This is a genomic window from Niallia sp. 03133 (assembly GCF_052663225.1).
The window spans coordinates 38,366-53,487 of sequence record NZ_JBQTCY010000003.1 but is presented as its reverse complement, the minus strand read 5'-3'; the positions used below and the strand labels follow the sequence as shown (position 1 = coordinate 53,487).

The 15,122-nt window shown below is 37.6% G+C and carries 14 protein-coding genes and 1 pseudogene; 4 read left to right on the top strand and 11 right to left on the bottom strand.

The features are described from left to right. Positions 1-65: 65 nt before the first annotated feature. Entirely contained in the window at positions 66-779 is a 714-nt protein-coding gene (locus tag ACTYBU_RS04965) for a GntR family transcriptional regulator (RefSeq protein WP_445487645.1), read from the top strand. Positions 780-1,024: 245 nt separating this feature from the next. On the opposite strand, the gene ACTYBU_RS04960 is transcribed toward ACTYBU_RS04965, so the two are convergent. From ACTYBU_RS04960 to ACTYBU_RS04930, 7 genes are all read right to left on the bottom strand, one after another. Then, positions 1,025-1,891 (bottom strand): hypothetical protein, encoded by an 867-nt coding sequence (locus tag ACTYBU_RS04960; RefSeq protein WP_445487643.1) that lies wholly within the window; start codon positions 1,889-1,891, stop codon positions 1,025-1,027. Between the two features lie 117 nt (positions 1,892-2,008). Continuing rightward, positions 2,009-2,425 (bottom strand): hypothetical protein, encoded by a 417-nt coding sequence (locus tag ACTYBU_RS04955; protein ID WP_445487641.1) that lies wholly within the window; start codon positions 2,423-2,425, stop codon positions 2,009-2,011. Positions 2,426-2,497: 72 nt separating this feature from the next. Next, complete coding sequence (gene ssuD / locus ACTYBU_RS04950; protein ID WP_445487640.1) at positions 2,498-3,637, bottom strand: FMNH2-dependent alkanesulfonate monooxygenase; 1,140 nt, start codon at positions 3,635-3,637, stop codon at positions 2,498-2,500. Positions 3,638-3,654: 17 nt separating this feature from the next. Further along, the gene (locus tag ACTYBU_RS04945) at positions 3,655-4,500 is read right to left on the bottom strand and encodes an ABC transporter permease (protein ID WP_445488128.1); all 846 of its coding nucleotides are present in this window, start codon (positions 4,498-4,500) and stop codon (positions 3,655-3,657) included. Further along, entirely contained in the window at positions 4,500-5,504 is a 1,005-nt protein-coding gene (locus ACTYBU_RS04940) for an aliphatic sulfonate ABC transporter substrate-binding protein (protein ID WP_445487638.1), read from the bottom strand. Before ACTYBU_RS04940 ends, ACTYBU_RS04945 begins: the two co-directional genes overlap by 1 nt. Before the next feature lie 19 nt (positions 5,505-5,523). After that, positions 5,524-6,291: an ABC transporter ATP-binding protein gene (locus tag ACTYBU_RS04935; RefSeq protein ID WP_445487637.1), complete on the bottom strand. Its 768-nt coding sequence runs from the start codon at positions 6,289-6,291 to the stop codon at positions 5,524-5,526. 395 nt (positions 6,292-6,686) lie between these two features. Next, positions 6,687-7,124 (bottom strand): GNAT family N-acetyltransferase, encoded by a 438-nt coding sequence (locus tag ACTYBU_RS04930; protein WP_445487636.1) that lies wholly within the window; start codon positions 7,122-7,124, stop codon positions 6,687-6,689. A gap of 125 nt (positions 7,125-7,249) precedes the next feature. On the opposite strand from ACTYBU_RS04930, the pseudogene ACTYBU_RS04925 reads away from it, so the two are divergent. After that, a pseudogene (locus ACTYBU_RS04925) lies at positions 7,250-7,702 on the top strand (MarR family winged helix-turn-helix transcriptional regulator). A gap of 79 nt (positions 7,703-7,781) precedes the next feature. Here the strand turns inward: ACTYBU_RS04925 and ACTYBU_RS04920 are convergent. Further along, a complete protein-coding gene (locus ACTYBU_RS04920; RefSeq protein ID WP_445487634.1) occupies positions 7,782-8,114 on the bottom strand; it encodes a DUF1904 family protein in 333 nt (110 codons plus the stop codon). 611 nt (positions 8,115-8,725) lie between these two features. After that, a complete protein-coding gene (locus ACTYBU_RS04915) occupies positions 8,726-9,268 on the bottom strand; it encodes a hypothetical protein (protein ID WP_445487632.1) in 543 nt (180 codons plus the stop codon). A gap of 432 nt (positions 9,269-9,700) precedes the next feature. Here ACTYBU_RS04915 and ACTYBU_RS04910 point away from each other — a divergent pair, with 432 nt between their 5' ends. Beyond that, positions 9,701-11,872: a methyl-accepting chemotaxis protein gene (locus tag ACTYBU_RS04910; RefSeq protein ID WP_445487630.1), complete on the top strand. Its 2,172-nt coding sequence runs from the start codon at positions 9,701-9,703 to the stop codon at positions 11,870-11,872. A gap of 174 nt (positions 11,873-12,046) precedes the next feature. Here ACTYBU_RS04910 and ACTYBU_RS04905 read toward each other — a convergent pair whose 3' ends face one another. After that, positions 12,047-13,228, bottom strand: coding sequence for a NupC/NupG family nucleoside CNT transporter (locus tag ACTYBU_RS04905; RefSeq protein WP_445487628.1), 1,182 nt, complete (start codon positions 13,226-13,228; stop codon positions 12,047-12,049). Between the two features lie 525 nt (positions 13,229-13,753). Between ACTYBU_RS04905 and ACTYBU_RS04900 the strand changes: the two genes are divergently transcribed. Continuing rightward, positions 13,754-13,966 (top strand): Fur-regulated basic protein FbpA, encoded by a 213-nt coding sequence (locus ACTYBU_RS04900; protein ID WP_445487626.1) that lies wholly within the window; start codon positions 13,754-13,756, stop codon positions 13,964-13,966. 111 nt (positions 13,967-14,077) lie between these two features. Here the strand turns inward: ACTYBU_RS04900 and ACTYBU_RS04895 are convergent, their stop codons facing one another. Continuing rightward, positions 14,078-15,022, bottom strand: a complete 945-nt coding sequence (locus ACTYBU_RS04895) for an LCP family glycopolymer transferase (protein ID WP_445487625.1) — start codon at positions 15,020-15,022, stop codon at positions 14,078-14,080. Positions 15,023-15,122 lie beyond the last annotated feature (100 nt).

Below are 15,122 nucleotides of genomic sequence, written 5' to 3'. Positions count from 1 at the left end.
GAATCGATAAGCTATATTATAAATAGGAAAAAGCAGGGAAATGTAATTGGGAGTGTAATAGAAATATGTCAAGTTACTTAAAAATTAAAGAAACACTTGAAAAAATGATAATGGACGGAAAGCTGAAAATAGGAGAAAAACTTCCCTCCGAATATAATATGGCGAAATCGTTCGGTGTTAGCAGAGACACGTTTCGATCTGCTGTAAAGCTACTGGAGCAAGAAAGAAAATTGCTTGTAAAACATGGGGTGGGCACGTTCGTGATTAAGCCTCCCCCTTCTATTCCAAAGAGCTTAGAAAAATTGCAAAGTATAGGAGATTTGATTAAACTCTCTGGCTTAAGTGAGGGAGAAAGGCAGGAAAGTATAACAAAAGAGAAGTGCACAAAAGAATGGGCGGATAAATTAGGCATCCAAGAAGGGGATCCCGTATATCTCCTAAAGCGAATAAGAACGGCAGATAATGAACCAGTTGCATTTTCCATCAATGTTTTGCCAGAAGCAATTGTAGGAGATCTATTTGAACGTATTCCATTTTCAGGATCCCTGTTTCGTTTTCTGCAAATGCAAAAAGGCATCTCCATCTTACATGCAGATACAGAAATTGTTGTGCCTCTCTCTACTGATCGAAATGCTCAGAAGTTAATGTGCACACCAACTACAACCGTACTGATGCTGAAGCTCCTTCATTTTAATGAAAAAAACCAGCCAGTGATGTATTCTTTGGACTATTTAAGAAATGATATTTTTAGTTTCTGGATTCGAAGAAAAAAAGAGTAGCTATATAAGAAAAGCGGCGATCGTCTTTCCAAAGGTTACAAAGATTAAGCCAAACTAGTGGATAAATATCATTTTGTTTTCCAGCTAGTTTGGCTTATTAATTTTTACCGATAGCATTATACTTTCATACTAACTAAATTTATCCCACTCTTAACGGGCAGTAAAACCCCCACCTCGGAGATGCTGAGGAATCGAGGAAGCTAGGTGGGGGATAAAGAAAACCCCCACTGATGGAAAGGTTCACTTTATTGTGCTTCTTCCGTCCAGTTAAAAAGCCCCGTGTCGTTTTGTTCTGCCTCCAATTCTGGATGCAAAAACGGTAAATAGGAAGATTTATGCTTTGATTTTTCGGTCAGCGTTTTGATACAGCTTCCGATTGTGTATTGTATGTCAGGAGAGACCATTCCAAAAGGCAATTCAGCTGCTCTTCCGAAATATACGGCGGTTTCTTTCTTGCTGCTTAGTTTGACCTTTTTGCTATTCATTAAGTATGGCCTGTAGCTTGGTACCGTATAAATGGTTTCCCAATCTCTTACTGTTTCAAATTTAATTTTAGTGAGATGTTCCCCAGCGACAGAGATTAAGATAATATCCGGCTGTAGATACTCCACTAGCTGGTGCCATAGCTGCACACCTTTTGCTTGCAGTTGATGTTTTTCCTCTTTGCTCAAGTCCTCCCAGATCGGCATAGTGGCTAAAGGCGAGCATATATCAGTATGAAGGGCAGTATTTTCTTTCCCTCCATAGAAACTGGCATCTAATCCATTCAATAACGGTTCAAAAGAAGGATCATACCAAGATTTATATGGATTTTCTTTAAAATAATGATCTAACGCGGCAATATATTGTTGATTGAAATGATAATAATGGTCCTGTTTCATTGATTGAAATCTTTGGAAAGGGTCGTCATTAGGAAAATCCCTCTTAGAAGGGTTCAATCCAACAGTTATGATGCGGATGGGGGAATCAAAATATTCTTTGCTGTCGCCAAAGTATATAATTGGCATAGAAGGTTTAATAACATACGAGTAATCCTTATGTGTTTCATACATTTCCCAATACTCTTTAATCAACTGGTTTAGTTTTTCCTCTTGAGTAACAATAAAAATCATCCTTCCATTTTGATTAAGCAATTTATTTGCTTACTAATACTATTTCGCTCTTAAAATGAGCATTTCCTTCCTATTATTATGTCCACAGAAAATATTTTTTTTCGTGCATTGAATAACCTATGATTTTTTGAGGGGAATTTCGTTTTTTCCTGCATTAATTTCGTTTTTTCCTTGTTTCACGGCTTTTCCCGCCACTCTCCCCGGTTTTTCCGCCGCTCTCCCCTGTTTTTCCGCCGCTCCCCCCTGTTTTTTCCGCCGCTCTCCCCTGTTTTTCCGCCGCTCCCCCCTGTTTTTTCCGCTGCTCTCCCCTGTTTTTCCGCCGCTCCCCCCTGTTTTTCCGCCGCTCTCCCCTGTTTTTCCGCCGCTCCCCCCTGTTTTTCCGCCGCTCTCCCCTGTTTTTCCGCCACTCTCCCCTGTTTTTCCGCCGCTCCCCCCTGTTTTTTCCGCTGCTCTCCCCTGTTTTTCTGCCGCTCTCCCCTGTTTTTCCGCCACTCTCCCCTGTTTTCCCGCCACTCTCCCCTGTTTTTCCGCCACTCTCCCCGGTTTTTCCGCCGCTTCTCATAATAAAAAGGCGCCCATCACTGAGCACCCTTCCCTTCCCTTTTCTTATTTTACATTAGCAGTCTGCGGAAAATAATCGTTCCCTACTGTTTCTCCCTGCAAGAAAGCCAACGAATCATTATTCTCCCTATTCCCTTTAAAATTCAGCAATGGAAAAACCAGTTCGGCAAAATGATACGCTTCTTCCAAATGTGGATATCCCGAGAAGATAAAGGATTCTATCCCAATTTCCTGGTATTCTTTTATCCGTGCTGCCACAGATTCAGGACTGCCAACCAGCGCAGTTCCTGCACCGCCTCTCGTTAATCCTACTCCTGCCCACAAGTTAGGACTGATTTCCAATTTGCTGCGATCACCTTTATGCAGTTCAAACATTCTTTTTTGCCCTGTTGAATCTTGGCGGCTAAGGGTTGCTTGCGCTTTTGCAATCACATCGTCATCTACATACTTAATTAATCTTTCAGCGGCTTCCCATGCTTCCGCTTCTGTTTCTCTCACAATCACGTGAAGGCGGATGCCAAAGCGCACCGTTCTCCCTTTTTTCGCTGCCTTCGCTTTTACAGATGCAATTTTTTCTTTTACTTGTTCGATTGGCTCCCCCCAAGTCAAATAAACATCTGTATGTTCAGCTGCCACTTCCTGCCCTGCTTCGGATGATCCTCCAAAATAAATCGGTGGTCTTGGTGATTGATAGGCAGGAAACAGCAGACTGCTATTTTCCACTTTTATATGATCTCCCTCAAAATTTACGTTCTCTCCTTCTAAAAGAGATTTCCATACTGTCATAAATTCATCTGTTTCTTTATATCTTTCATCATGTGACAAGAAAACACCGTCGCCCGCTAATTCTACTGGATCTCCACCAGCTACAACATTAATCAGCAGTCTTCCTTCCGAAATATGATCTAATGCAGAAGCCATTCTTGCGGCAACAGGAGGCTGCATTAATCCTGGACGAACAGCCACTAAAAACTTTAGATATCTTGTTTCAGCTGCTAAAGCGGATGCTGTGATCCAAGGATCTTGGCAGGATCTACCTGTCGGCAATAGAACCCCAGTGTAGCCTAATTGATCTGCTGCTTGTGCTATTTGCTTTAAATACGAATATTTAAATGATCTTCCTCCTCTAGGTGTACCAAGATAATGACCGTCCCCGTGAGTAGGTATAAACCAAAGTATTTCCATTTTCATCTCTCCCATCATTAATTTTTCCCTTGATAACTGTCGCGCCATCTTAATAATCTGGTTTCAAGCAATCTGACAAAGGAGTCTGTCAGCTTTCCTACTACTGCGAAAATAATAATTCCTACAAACACAACACTTGTTTGTGAAAATTGTCTGGCATCCATAATCATATAGCCAATGCCGGCAGTAGATCCCATCAACTCTGCAACAACCAGCCCCAGCCAAGCGACGCCAAGCGATAAGCGAACACCTAACAAGATATTTGGAAGGGCTGCTGGCAAAATTAACTTGGTCATCTGTTTTAGCGGACTGAATTCTAATACTTTTGCTACTTCAAATAGCTTTTTATCCACCCCTCTTATTCCTTGAAACGTATTAATATAGATAGGAAAAAAAGCACCCATGCTAATCAACAAAATCTTCGAAATCTCGCCAAATCCGAACCATAAAATGAATAGGGGGGTGACTGCCAAATGCGGAACAGTTCGCAGCATTTGTAAAGAAGGATCTAAATAATCCTCTGATTTTCTGGAAAACCCTACGATTGCACCTAAAATAATTCCTATGCTTCCCCCTAATAAGAAACCAACGGCAGCACGCCAAATGCTTATTTTCAAATTGGCCCATAATTCACCTGAAGCAATCAAATCTTTAAACGATAAGGCAATGTCCTTTGGTGTCGGCAATACAATAGAAGAAACTAATTGCATGTTTCCAGCCAACTGCCAAACAGCAAGGATAAGAATAGGGAGCACCAGCCCCTTTAGAATCGTTTGACCAAAGCCCTTTTTCGCTTTGTTTCGTTTACTCGCTGTAAACTTTACTGGTCGAGTTTGACCAGTAATTGCCTTTATGTCACTCATCATTTCGCCCCTTCCTCTTTGGAAGACTCTAATGCTTCCTTAATAAACGTATTATCCACTACTTCTTTTACATCAATTTTTTTGCGGATCGCTCCAATTTTATATTGGAAATCCGCTGTTTCCTGCTGTGCCTTTACTATTTCATCTGTTACAGGGTTATTCGTTGCCTCTGTATTATCAAGAACACTCTCTATTATCTTTTTATCTAACTTCTTTGCATTTGCATAAATGTCGACAACCTCTTCCCTATGTTCTTTTTGGTAGGTAACTGCTTTTTGTATCACTTTTAAAAATCGCACTGTTTCCTTAGGATGTTGATTGGAAAAGTCACTTCTAACAAGGAAGAAGGCTGGAGAGTATAGGTTATCTAGCGATTCTCCATTTGTAAGCACCTTTGCCCCATTATTAATGGTTTCAATCGAGATAAACGGTTCCCATATGGACCACGCATCTACAGACCCATTATCAAAAGCCGGCTTTGCTTCATCTGGCTGCAATTGAATTACTTGCACATCATTTGGCTTCAACCCTGCTTTATCGATTGCTTTATAAAGAAAATCAAATCCACTGCTTCCTTTTGCTACTGCTACTTTTTTGCCTTTTAAATCACGAATGCTCTTAATCTTGCTATCTTTATTTACTAAAATTGCATTTCCTTTTAACCCATCTTGATAAACAGACAGCTCTTTAAATCCAATTCCGGCTGCCTGTGCAGCAATAACTGGCGAATTTCCAACACCGGCAAAGTCAATTTTCCCTGCTGAAACTCCTTCAAATTGCGGCGGACCACTTTGAAACTCTGTCCACTTTACTTGAATGCCATCCTTTTTAAATTCTTCTTCAAACCAGCCTTTCTCCTTCGCTAATAAAAGCGGCGTTAAGCTTTGTTGGATAGCGATATTAATCACTTTTAGCTTTTCCTTGCTGCTGGCATTTTGTTTAGCACCGCATCCTGTTAAAAGCAAAAGCAGAAATACTGTAAAAATAATGGTTATCTTTTTCATCGTTGATTCCCCCAAATAGTTAGATGCCTAGTCCCTCTTTATAAGACTCACTCTCTGTATGTTCAAACTCTTTTAAAACACTTTGCCTGAATGTTTGAAAATCCGGCGAAGTTCGATTTCTTGGATAAGATAGCGGAATTTTCAGTTCTTTATAAACCTTTCCTGGCTTTGCCTTCATTATCGCCAGGCGGTTTCCAAGGTAGACCGATTCCTCAATATCATGTGTCACTAAGATCATCGCCATTTTTTTCTTTTGCCAAATATCCAAAAGAACGTCCTGCAAATGCTTCCTTGTAAAAGCATCAAGTGCTCCAAAGGGTTCATCCAACAATAAAACTTCCGGTTCACGCAGAAGTGCTCTCGCAATGGCTACCCGCTGTGACATCCCACCAGACAATTCTTTCGGGTACAATTTCTCTGATCCTTTTAATCGAACAATTTCAATTAATTCATCCACTTTCCTACGCACTTCCTTATTTTTCAAAGAAAGGTCTGCTGCAATATTTTCTTCTACTGTAAGCCATGGAAACAACCGATGTTCTTGAAAAATAAACCCTTGTTGAATGCCAGCTCCTTTTACTGTTCGGTCATTAATCGTAATTTCCCCTTCATAGTCAGTATCAAGACCAGCAATGATTTTTAGCAAGGTGCTTTTTCCACAGCCACTCGGACCAATTATCGTAAGAAAATCCTGTTCCTCAATTACTAGATTAATAGTTTCCAGTGCTTTTACTTTTTTACTTCCCTGCGTAAATGATTTATTCTTCACAACCACTGAAATGGCCATTTTATCTCTCCTTTCCACTTCTCCCAAATAAGCAAAATTTATATATATCAACAAAAACAAATAATTCTGATAAATTTAATCGGTTTTAAAACCATACTAGTCCCCTTTCTCTTTATAGCTTATAAAAAAGGCATATTTCCGCCATCTAAATGGAGAAAATATGCCTTCGGTTTTCCGATCAGCTATTAAGATATCTTGAATAGCATTGTAATACAAAGTTTTCCACGTTGTCAACTTGGTTTTTTGTAATATTTATCAATCTATTTATCAAACGAGAGAATATCTTGAATACAAGATCACTTACTTCGGCCCAATTGCTGTTAGGCGGTCTTAACAAATTGGGCGGTATTTTTTTGTATTTCGTGGTAGAATACAGCTCATCAGATTAATAGGATTTAGGTCGATATTTTTTTTGCCATAATGATATGCGGAATCCCATCTTCTATAAAGATACTAGATGCAGTTTGATAGCCTAGTTTTTGATAAAAACCTTCTGCCTGTGTTTGGCCGTGTAATTTAACCTCGGATACTCCTTGTTCTTTTGCGATTTCTTCTAACGATTTAATAATAACTTTTCCTAGACCAAATCTACGATAAGGCTTTAAGATGCAGATTCTCTCCAATTTTCCTAAGCCATCCACCCATCTTATTCTTCCAGTTCCAGCAGGTTCTTCGTTATAATAAACCAAAATGTGTTCAGCAAGCCCATTCATTTTGTCAAATTCATCATACTCATCTTCTAATGGTACTCCTTGTTCTTCCACAAATACTTCTTTTCGAATAGAAAAAGCTTTTTTAAAATCATTTTCCAGCGTTATTCTTTTGGAACTCATTTTTTCATTCCTTTCTAGATTTATTGAAAACGAGACTAGCCAAAATTAATATTGCGTCTTATACTATTAATAACCCATTTTTGTTGTAAATACAACAAAAATTATTTAGTTAGGAGAATTTATTCATGAAGGAAATTCTACGCGAAATTGGAATGATAGCTAGAACATTAGATTCTATAAGTAATATAGAATTTAAAGAATTAAACCTTACAAAAGGATAATATTTGTACCTAGTACGTATATGTGAAAATCAAGGAGTCATTCAAGAAAAGCTAGCAGAAATGATAAAGGTAGATCGTACTACAGCTGCTAGAGCAATTAAAAAATTGGAAATTCAAGGATTAATTTTTAAAAAAGATAATCCTATTAACAAAAAAATAAAAAAATTATTTCCTACTGAAAAAGGAAAAGAAGTTTATCCTTTCTTAAAAAGAGAGGGAGATTACTCCGAAAAGGTCGCACTATCCGGATTGTCCTCTAATGAAATAGAAACAATGTTCAGCCTACTAAAAAGAGTTAGAAAGAATATAGAGGTGGATTGGGAATTTGTAAAAAAAGGAAACAAGAGGAATTATTGATTCTAAAAAAATACAGAACATAATTCACTATGTTCTGTACTTATGCTAAATATTTCATTCTCGATACTTTTGAAGCCTTTTAGTTATCACAGTGCTTTCCATTAATATAATAGGATGATTCCGAATAAACAGTGAATACAACTTCTAATTCTGGAAGATCAAATCCCATTATGTAAGTAGTAATCTTTTGAGCAACTTTATCACGAATTTCTTGTCCACGCTCGAACCATTTAACCTCTATAAGCGGAAAAGCTTCTATTTCTTTCTCATCAAATACAAAGGTAGAATGTTGCAGTTCAAACGTGAAGTTATCCGTACCGCATTCACAAATCTTTGCGAGATCTTCTACTAATGGCTTGCTAATATTCTTTAATTGTTGAATAGTAATACCACGAAACATAATATGCGGCAAGTTAATCCCTCCGTTATCTATCTTTTATTTTCATTAAACTGATTATGATAGGTATACCTTATCTTTAAAATAAAGTAAACTTCCATTAGTGGGGGTTTTTCCTCATCCCCCACTGATGGTTAGTTGCACTTATCGGACCTTTACGGGCGAGTTTCAACACCTAGCTTCCTCGATTTCTCGGCATCCCCGAGGTGGGGGTCTTACAGCCCGTTAAGCGTGGGATAAAATTTACATATAATAAGATAGTTATATTGTATGATTTATCACATGCTATTACAAACAAGTTTTACTACAAATAAGGCATTGATTAAAAAAAGCGCAAGCGCCTTGCTCATTGCCGTACGAACTGGAAGGGCTTCGACTGAGATAAAGGAAACACGATGAGCGTTAGCGAATCGATGTTGACTTATCGTAGGGAGAAGATCTAAAGTTCGATAGGCAATAGGCGCTGGAGCTAGACACTAGTCTAACTTCAAAAATTTTATACTTTCTTATCTTTTAAAAAAGGATTGCTTGGTAAAGAAACGCATCATACAGTTATTTGTTTCATACTCCATCCTACATTAGAATCGCCTTCAAAATTAGTATTACACTACTCTAACTCTCTATTTTCAGCTCAAATATCCTGTACGCACTAGAGATTTAAGGTAGATGTGAAATTTTTCATTTCCTAACACACACTCTTCTTTTTCCAACCCTTGCAGAACCGACAATTCATCGAAGATCCTTTGACAATGGCCTTGAATGGTAAAACCACTTAAATTGCAGCCATTTTCGCTTTCTAAAATAATATTGATCCTTCTTCCCTCTTGTACATCGACCCACATCGCAACTATATCATTTTCCGTTTCATCTGGATGTGTTTCTATAGTTTTATTCATCCCTATTAACTCGAATATATCTATTTTTTCCTCTTCACTATATAGATTTTCAAGTATATTTAAATTGGTAATGGAATACATTCCAATAATACTTTCAAAATCTACAAAAGGATCTGCTTTTAAATCTTCATAATATTTAGTGTCAACCTCCTTCGCTTGGTATTTTTCCTTCAAATGGTGAATAATGGACTCCATTGTAAAATGATTTGGTATTTTAGCATTCTTATATTTCTGAAATAATTGCTTCAAATAAAAATGAACGGATGATTCCATTTTGCCTTACTCCTTTTAAGCAATTTTATAATACATAGAATTTCTATATAGATTATATTATACTAATGAAATAGATACAAAGAATATAGTCAATAAAGGGGGATAAAATGAAATTTTTTTCCATCTTCATCTATTTTATTATGTATTTTTATTAGCATTCATCTGCTTAATTCCACAGCTATCGCTAGATTCTAATATCTTCAAACTTATCATAATTTTATTAATGATTGGATCATTTAGACATACCCTATTGAAGTTTCTGAAACATCTGAATATAATTAATAATAGCACTATATTACTAGTTCTTTTTTCATAGATAAAATAAAAAACAAGTTACTTCAGAAGCGTGAATGATGACCTTTCAAAGGGAGAAGGAAATAGCTTGATAGATCATTAGTCTTTTCTGTAAGTAGCTTATTGTTGGAGGTAAATATGGGGTTCTTTGATTGGTTAGACTTTCGTGAAGGCCTTCCACTTTGGTGGTCCTGTAAGTTAAACAAAGATATGACAGCATCGGTTGAAGAAATATTTGAAGGCATTGCCAAGACAAGATTAGCAGTACTGACAGAATGGGCAAATGAACAATGGGACTATTTAGCAAAAACATCTGTGGAAATGGATAGGGTCTCACAAGAAAATCTAAGTGATTATCTGAACAACAAGTTAAAGAAAAGCAACGATTTCACTGAGTTATTTTTGCTGAATACAGAAAAACAAGTGGAAGCAACTACTTATTTCCAACATAAAGGAATTTCCTATCAAAATCATTTTAACAGCTATTATCGAAAAGCAATAGATGCGGTTATTGATACGAAAGAGCCTTTCTTATTTGGACCTTTTACCGATGCACTTACATTGGAAATTGGACCACGAAGCTCTAAATTTCACGATGAAGTGACATTACTGTTCCTGCAGCCTGTTTTTGAAGAAGGAGTGTTGAAGTATATATTGGCTGGACGTATTCCAAATGACGTTGTCGGAGATTTGATTCAAAGGGAAGCAGGCCATGTTTATCAGGATTCTGGCGATAATTATTTATTTATGGCAAAGTCCCATTTCAACCCAACAATCGCACAAGGCATCGCATTATCACGAAGCCGGTTTGAGGATCATACGTTTACTTTTGGCGAAAATTTAAAAGATGGAGTTCATACGAAGCATTGGGGTACCGTTCAAATTAAGAAGCATACAGAATTTGAAATTCGCTTTACAGATCCAGCTACTCAGGAATTGCATCCAGGTGTGATGAATACGATTCAAAAAGGCGAAAATTTATTTGTTGAGTTCCCAGGGTATTCCGACTATCGCCATATCCCTGTTATTGGAAAGGGCATTACTTTTCAACTCCCTGGCTCAAAGGATATGTGGGGAATGATGTGTGAAGGGGATTTGGAAGAAGTTTACCGCAACCGCTCCCTCAGTTGGAAACTCGGAAAAAGCTTTGCCCTTCTCCTATTAATTGCGATTCTATTAAATACATGTTTTACGATGATTTTTCCTATTCCATCTTACTATATACTAGCTATGAACGTATTATATGCTCTTTTTTCCACCCGCTATTTTTACAAAAAGGCACTTGTTCCAATTGTTGCACGACTGCAGGAAATGACCAGCATCATTCGGAAAATTGCAGAAGGCGGAGGCGATTTAACCATTCGCCTGGACAACAAGCTTTTATTAAATGATGAGACAGGCTCTTTAGGACGCTGGGTTAACAATTTAATTGACAGTCAGGACGAGCTGATGAGCAAAGTAAAGTCAGTGACACTTGATGTTGAACAAACAAACCAATCATTACGGAAAAAAACCGAATTGGTCGAAAAAGATTCCGTTTCCGTTATTAATCAAATAGAAGATATGCTCCTCGGAATGAACCAGCAGTTGCAGGATGTGGAGCAGGCAATGAGTCAAGTGGATCAAATCAGTGCTACACTGGAAGGATTGGAAAATCTGTCCCAGCAGCAATTAGTACAAGCACAGGATCATGTGGAAAGCATTGATGAAAAAATGAATCACATTGTTCAAAAGGTGCATAGTGCATTAAACTTAACAAATAATTTCACCGATCTTTCCAATAATATCAGCCGAATTGTAGAATCCATTATCTCCATTGCACAGCAAACGAATTTATTAGCCTTGAATGCAACGATTGAAGCAGCCAGAGCAGGGGAATACGGAAAAGGCTTTACAGTTGTCGCAATGGAAATCCGCAAACTGGCGGATCAAACAACTGTCGCAACAAAGGAAATCAGCCAAACATTAGAAAAAATTGAAGGCAGCTCTGCGCTTGTCCAAAAAGCAATTCAAGAGAGCAGCGTAGAAGTGGAAAAGGGTTCCGATTACGTCAATGTTGTTCGGAGCGTACTGAGCTCAATGGCTCAATCATCTGCAACTGGTCCAAACGTAACAGACCAAATGAAAGAGATCATTACCAATATCGCAGACATTAACGAAAAAAATGCTGAAACCGTCCAAAGCATCGATCAGTCTACAGCAAAAATGGTCAATCTTATCCAAGATTCCCGTTTTGATTCCGAACAAAGCTCGCTCGTGGTTTCCACATTAAGACGGATCGTGTCTCGCTTTAAGCTTTCGAAAAAATAATGTTCGTTTTTCTTTATTTGATATAAAAGAAAATACATCGCCATTGTTAATGTGTATAACAATTGGTGATGTATTTTTTGTGGTTTTAATCCTTATTAGGCCTGAAATTTTGCAGCCTTACTTTTTCGACACTCTGACATCTTTTAGTTTTTCTTAGCATCTAAAAATGATCTATTACAAAATAAAACTTACAATAATCGCAGATAAAATACTAACTAACGTTGCGCCGTACAACAAACGCAGTCCAAAACGAGCAACCACATTTGCTTGTTTTTCATCTAACCCTTTTACCGCTCCAGAGATAATGCCGATGGAAGAGAAGTTAGCGAATGAGACTAAAAATACAGAGACTATTCCTAATGTCTTAGCACTGAATTCGGATGCCATGTTTGATAAGTTCATCATGGCCACAAATTCGTTTGTCACCAATTTTGTTGCCATCACGCTGCCTGCTTTTACCACTTCTCCTGCTGGAATCCCCATAATAAAGGCAAATGGCGCAAACACATAACCAAGCATACGCTGAAAAGAAATCCCAAAAATCATTTCAAATAAATTATCAATTCCTGCCATTAAGGCAACAAAACCAATTAACATGGCGCCGACAATAACAGCTACTTTAAATCCATCTAATATATATTCTCCCAACATTTCAAAGAAAGACTGTTTTTCTTCCTCTTGCACTACTAAAATATCTTCTTCTTCCTTAGTCGTATATGGATTAATAATAGAAGCAATAATAAATCCTCCAAACAAATTAAGAACAATTGCTGTTACGACATATTTCGGTTCGATCATCGTCATATATGCACCAACAATCCCCATAGAAACGGTTGACATCGCGGAAGCACAAAGGGTGTATAGACGATTTGCTGGCAGCTGGCCTAGCTGTTTTTTTATGGTAATAAACACTTCAGATTGCCCCACCATCAAGGAAGCGACTGCATTATACGATTCTAATTTCCCCATGCCGTTTATTTTGCTCAGCAAATAGCCAATCCATTTCATAATAAACGGAAGGATTTTAACATACTGAAGGATTCCAATCAGCATAGAAACAAACACAATTGGAAGTAATACGTTTAGGAAAAAGGAGCTTGCCCCTTCATTTGCAAGCCCTCCAAAAACAAATTCTATTCCAACGCTTGCATAAGAAAGCAATTTAGCAAATACACTTGCTATCCCATTTATAATAACCAAACCGAACTTTGTGTTCAGCAGCAGCATGGCTAATCCAAGCTGAATGACAATCATAAGAATGAGTTGTTTATACTTGATTTGTCTACGGTTATTACTTGCCAAGAAAGCTAGTCCAAAAACGACAAGTAATCCTAAAATTCCTATTAAAAATTTCATAAATGCCTCCAAACAATTATCTTGCTATTTTTGTAAATACCCTATCGTTTTCTGTCTATTTTAGATGTAGGACGTCTAACAAATACTCTCATTATAATCATATTTTTTTTAAATTTAAACCTTTTCTACTACTTTTCTTATTTTGGAAAAAATCCATATTCTGCAGGCTGCCTTTAAAATATACAGACTATCTTTTAAAACTTCTTTCTCTTTTTATCCCACACTTAACGGGCAGTAAGACCCCCACCTCGGGGATGTTGAGGAATCGAGGAAGCCAGGTGGGGGATAACTGCCCGTAAAGGTCCGAGGAATGTACACAAACTAAGGTCGCCACTTCCTGTGGCAACGTTTGTGTGATCCACATCCTGTGGACCGCAACTAACCATCAGTGGGGGATGAACAAAACCCCCACTGATGGTTCTCTTTATAAAAGAAGAAGATTCAATTCTTGTCAATCAATGTATTTGTTGTGAAATGAAGGATATAGGAATAATTTAACAGGAAGGAATATTATGACAAAAAATAGTGAAACCTAAATGGGAGGACTCATTTAAGGAAGTGACACAAATGGTAGATTTTTCAAATAGAGAGGGAGCACAGGAAAAAGAGCAGTTAATTTCTCAATTGCTTCAACTGGAATGGTATAAATCGGCAGATAACCGACAATTATATGAGCTAACAGTAAACGAGTTGGAAACGGAATATCAGCTAGTAGCAGAACAACTTAGTAAGAACTGACAAAAAAGGAATGCTCCAGCATTTTGGCTGAAACATTCTCCTTTTTTATTCATGAATAAGTACAGATTGTGAATGAAAGAGAAGGCAGCCAAAAAACGGTGCCTTCTTTTCTTACTTCGATAAATTATCTGTCAGCATTTTATTAACTTTGGCTTTTTCTTCTTCTGAAACATTAAGATAGTAAGTTTGACCAGGTGGAGTTCCTTGCCCTTTTACTTCATATTGTTCGATATTGTTCCGGACATTTCGATAGCTTTTTTGAATATCCATCATTTGATCAAACGTAATATTCGTTTTTACATTTTGTCCTAAAGCATTAAGAATATCATTAAAATGGGTGACAGAAGTCACACTCATTGCTTTATTGATAATTCCATTAATTACTTCCCTTTGGCGTTCATTTCTGCCAAAGTCCCCATTTGGATCTAAATGGCGCATTCGGACAAACCCTAAAGCTTTTGGACCATCCAGCTGCAGTGTACCTTTTTGATAATGATAGCCTTTTTTATAGTAGCCTTCATCGATCCAATCAAGATTGTTTTGCACGGTAATGCCGCCTACTGCATCGACAAGGGCGCTGAGTGCTTCCATATTTACTTGAATATAATAATCCATCGGAACACCAGTAAAGGCTTCTACTGTATCCTTAGCCATCTTTACTCCGCCAAAGGCGTAAGCAGCATTAATTTTATTCACCGTGCCATTACCAACAATTTCGGTTTTCGTATCACGAGGAATACTGATCATTTGCATTTTTTCTTTCGATGGATTCAGGGTCATGGCAATAAGCGTATCCGATCTGCCGACATCCCCTTCTCTTTCATCTACCCCCATAAGCAAAATGGAAATAGGTTCTTTTTGATCAATTGTTTCCTGTCTTTTTTTCGTTTCAGACTTTGATTCCTCTTCAATAGGCTTATACATATCATCCGCTGCTTTTTCGACATTATGATACAAATAATAAACATAAGCACCGGCAGCAATCACAAAAATACCAATAATCGACAAAATAGTTAGGAGAATTTTTTTCTTTTTGCTTTTCTTTTTCGCTCTCATGCAGTTCTCACTTTCTTTTTGAGATGTATTTCTCTTCCAATTTACTTCAAAATTCGACGTTTGTCTATTTATTTTTTGTTAAAATTCCGTTATTTTCCTC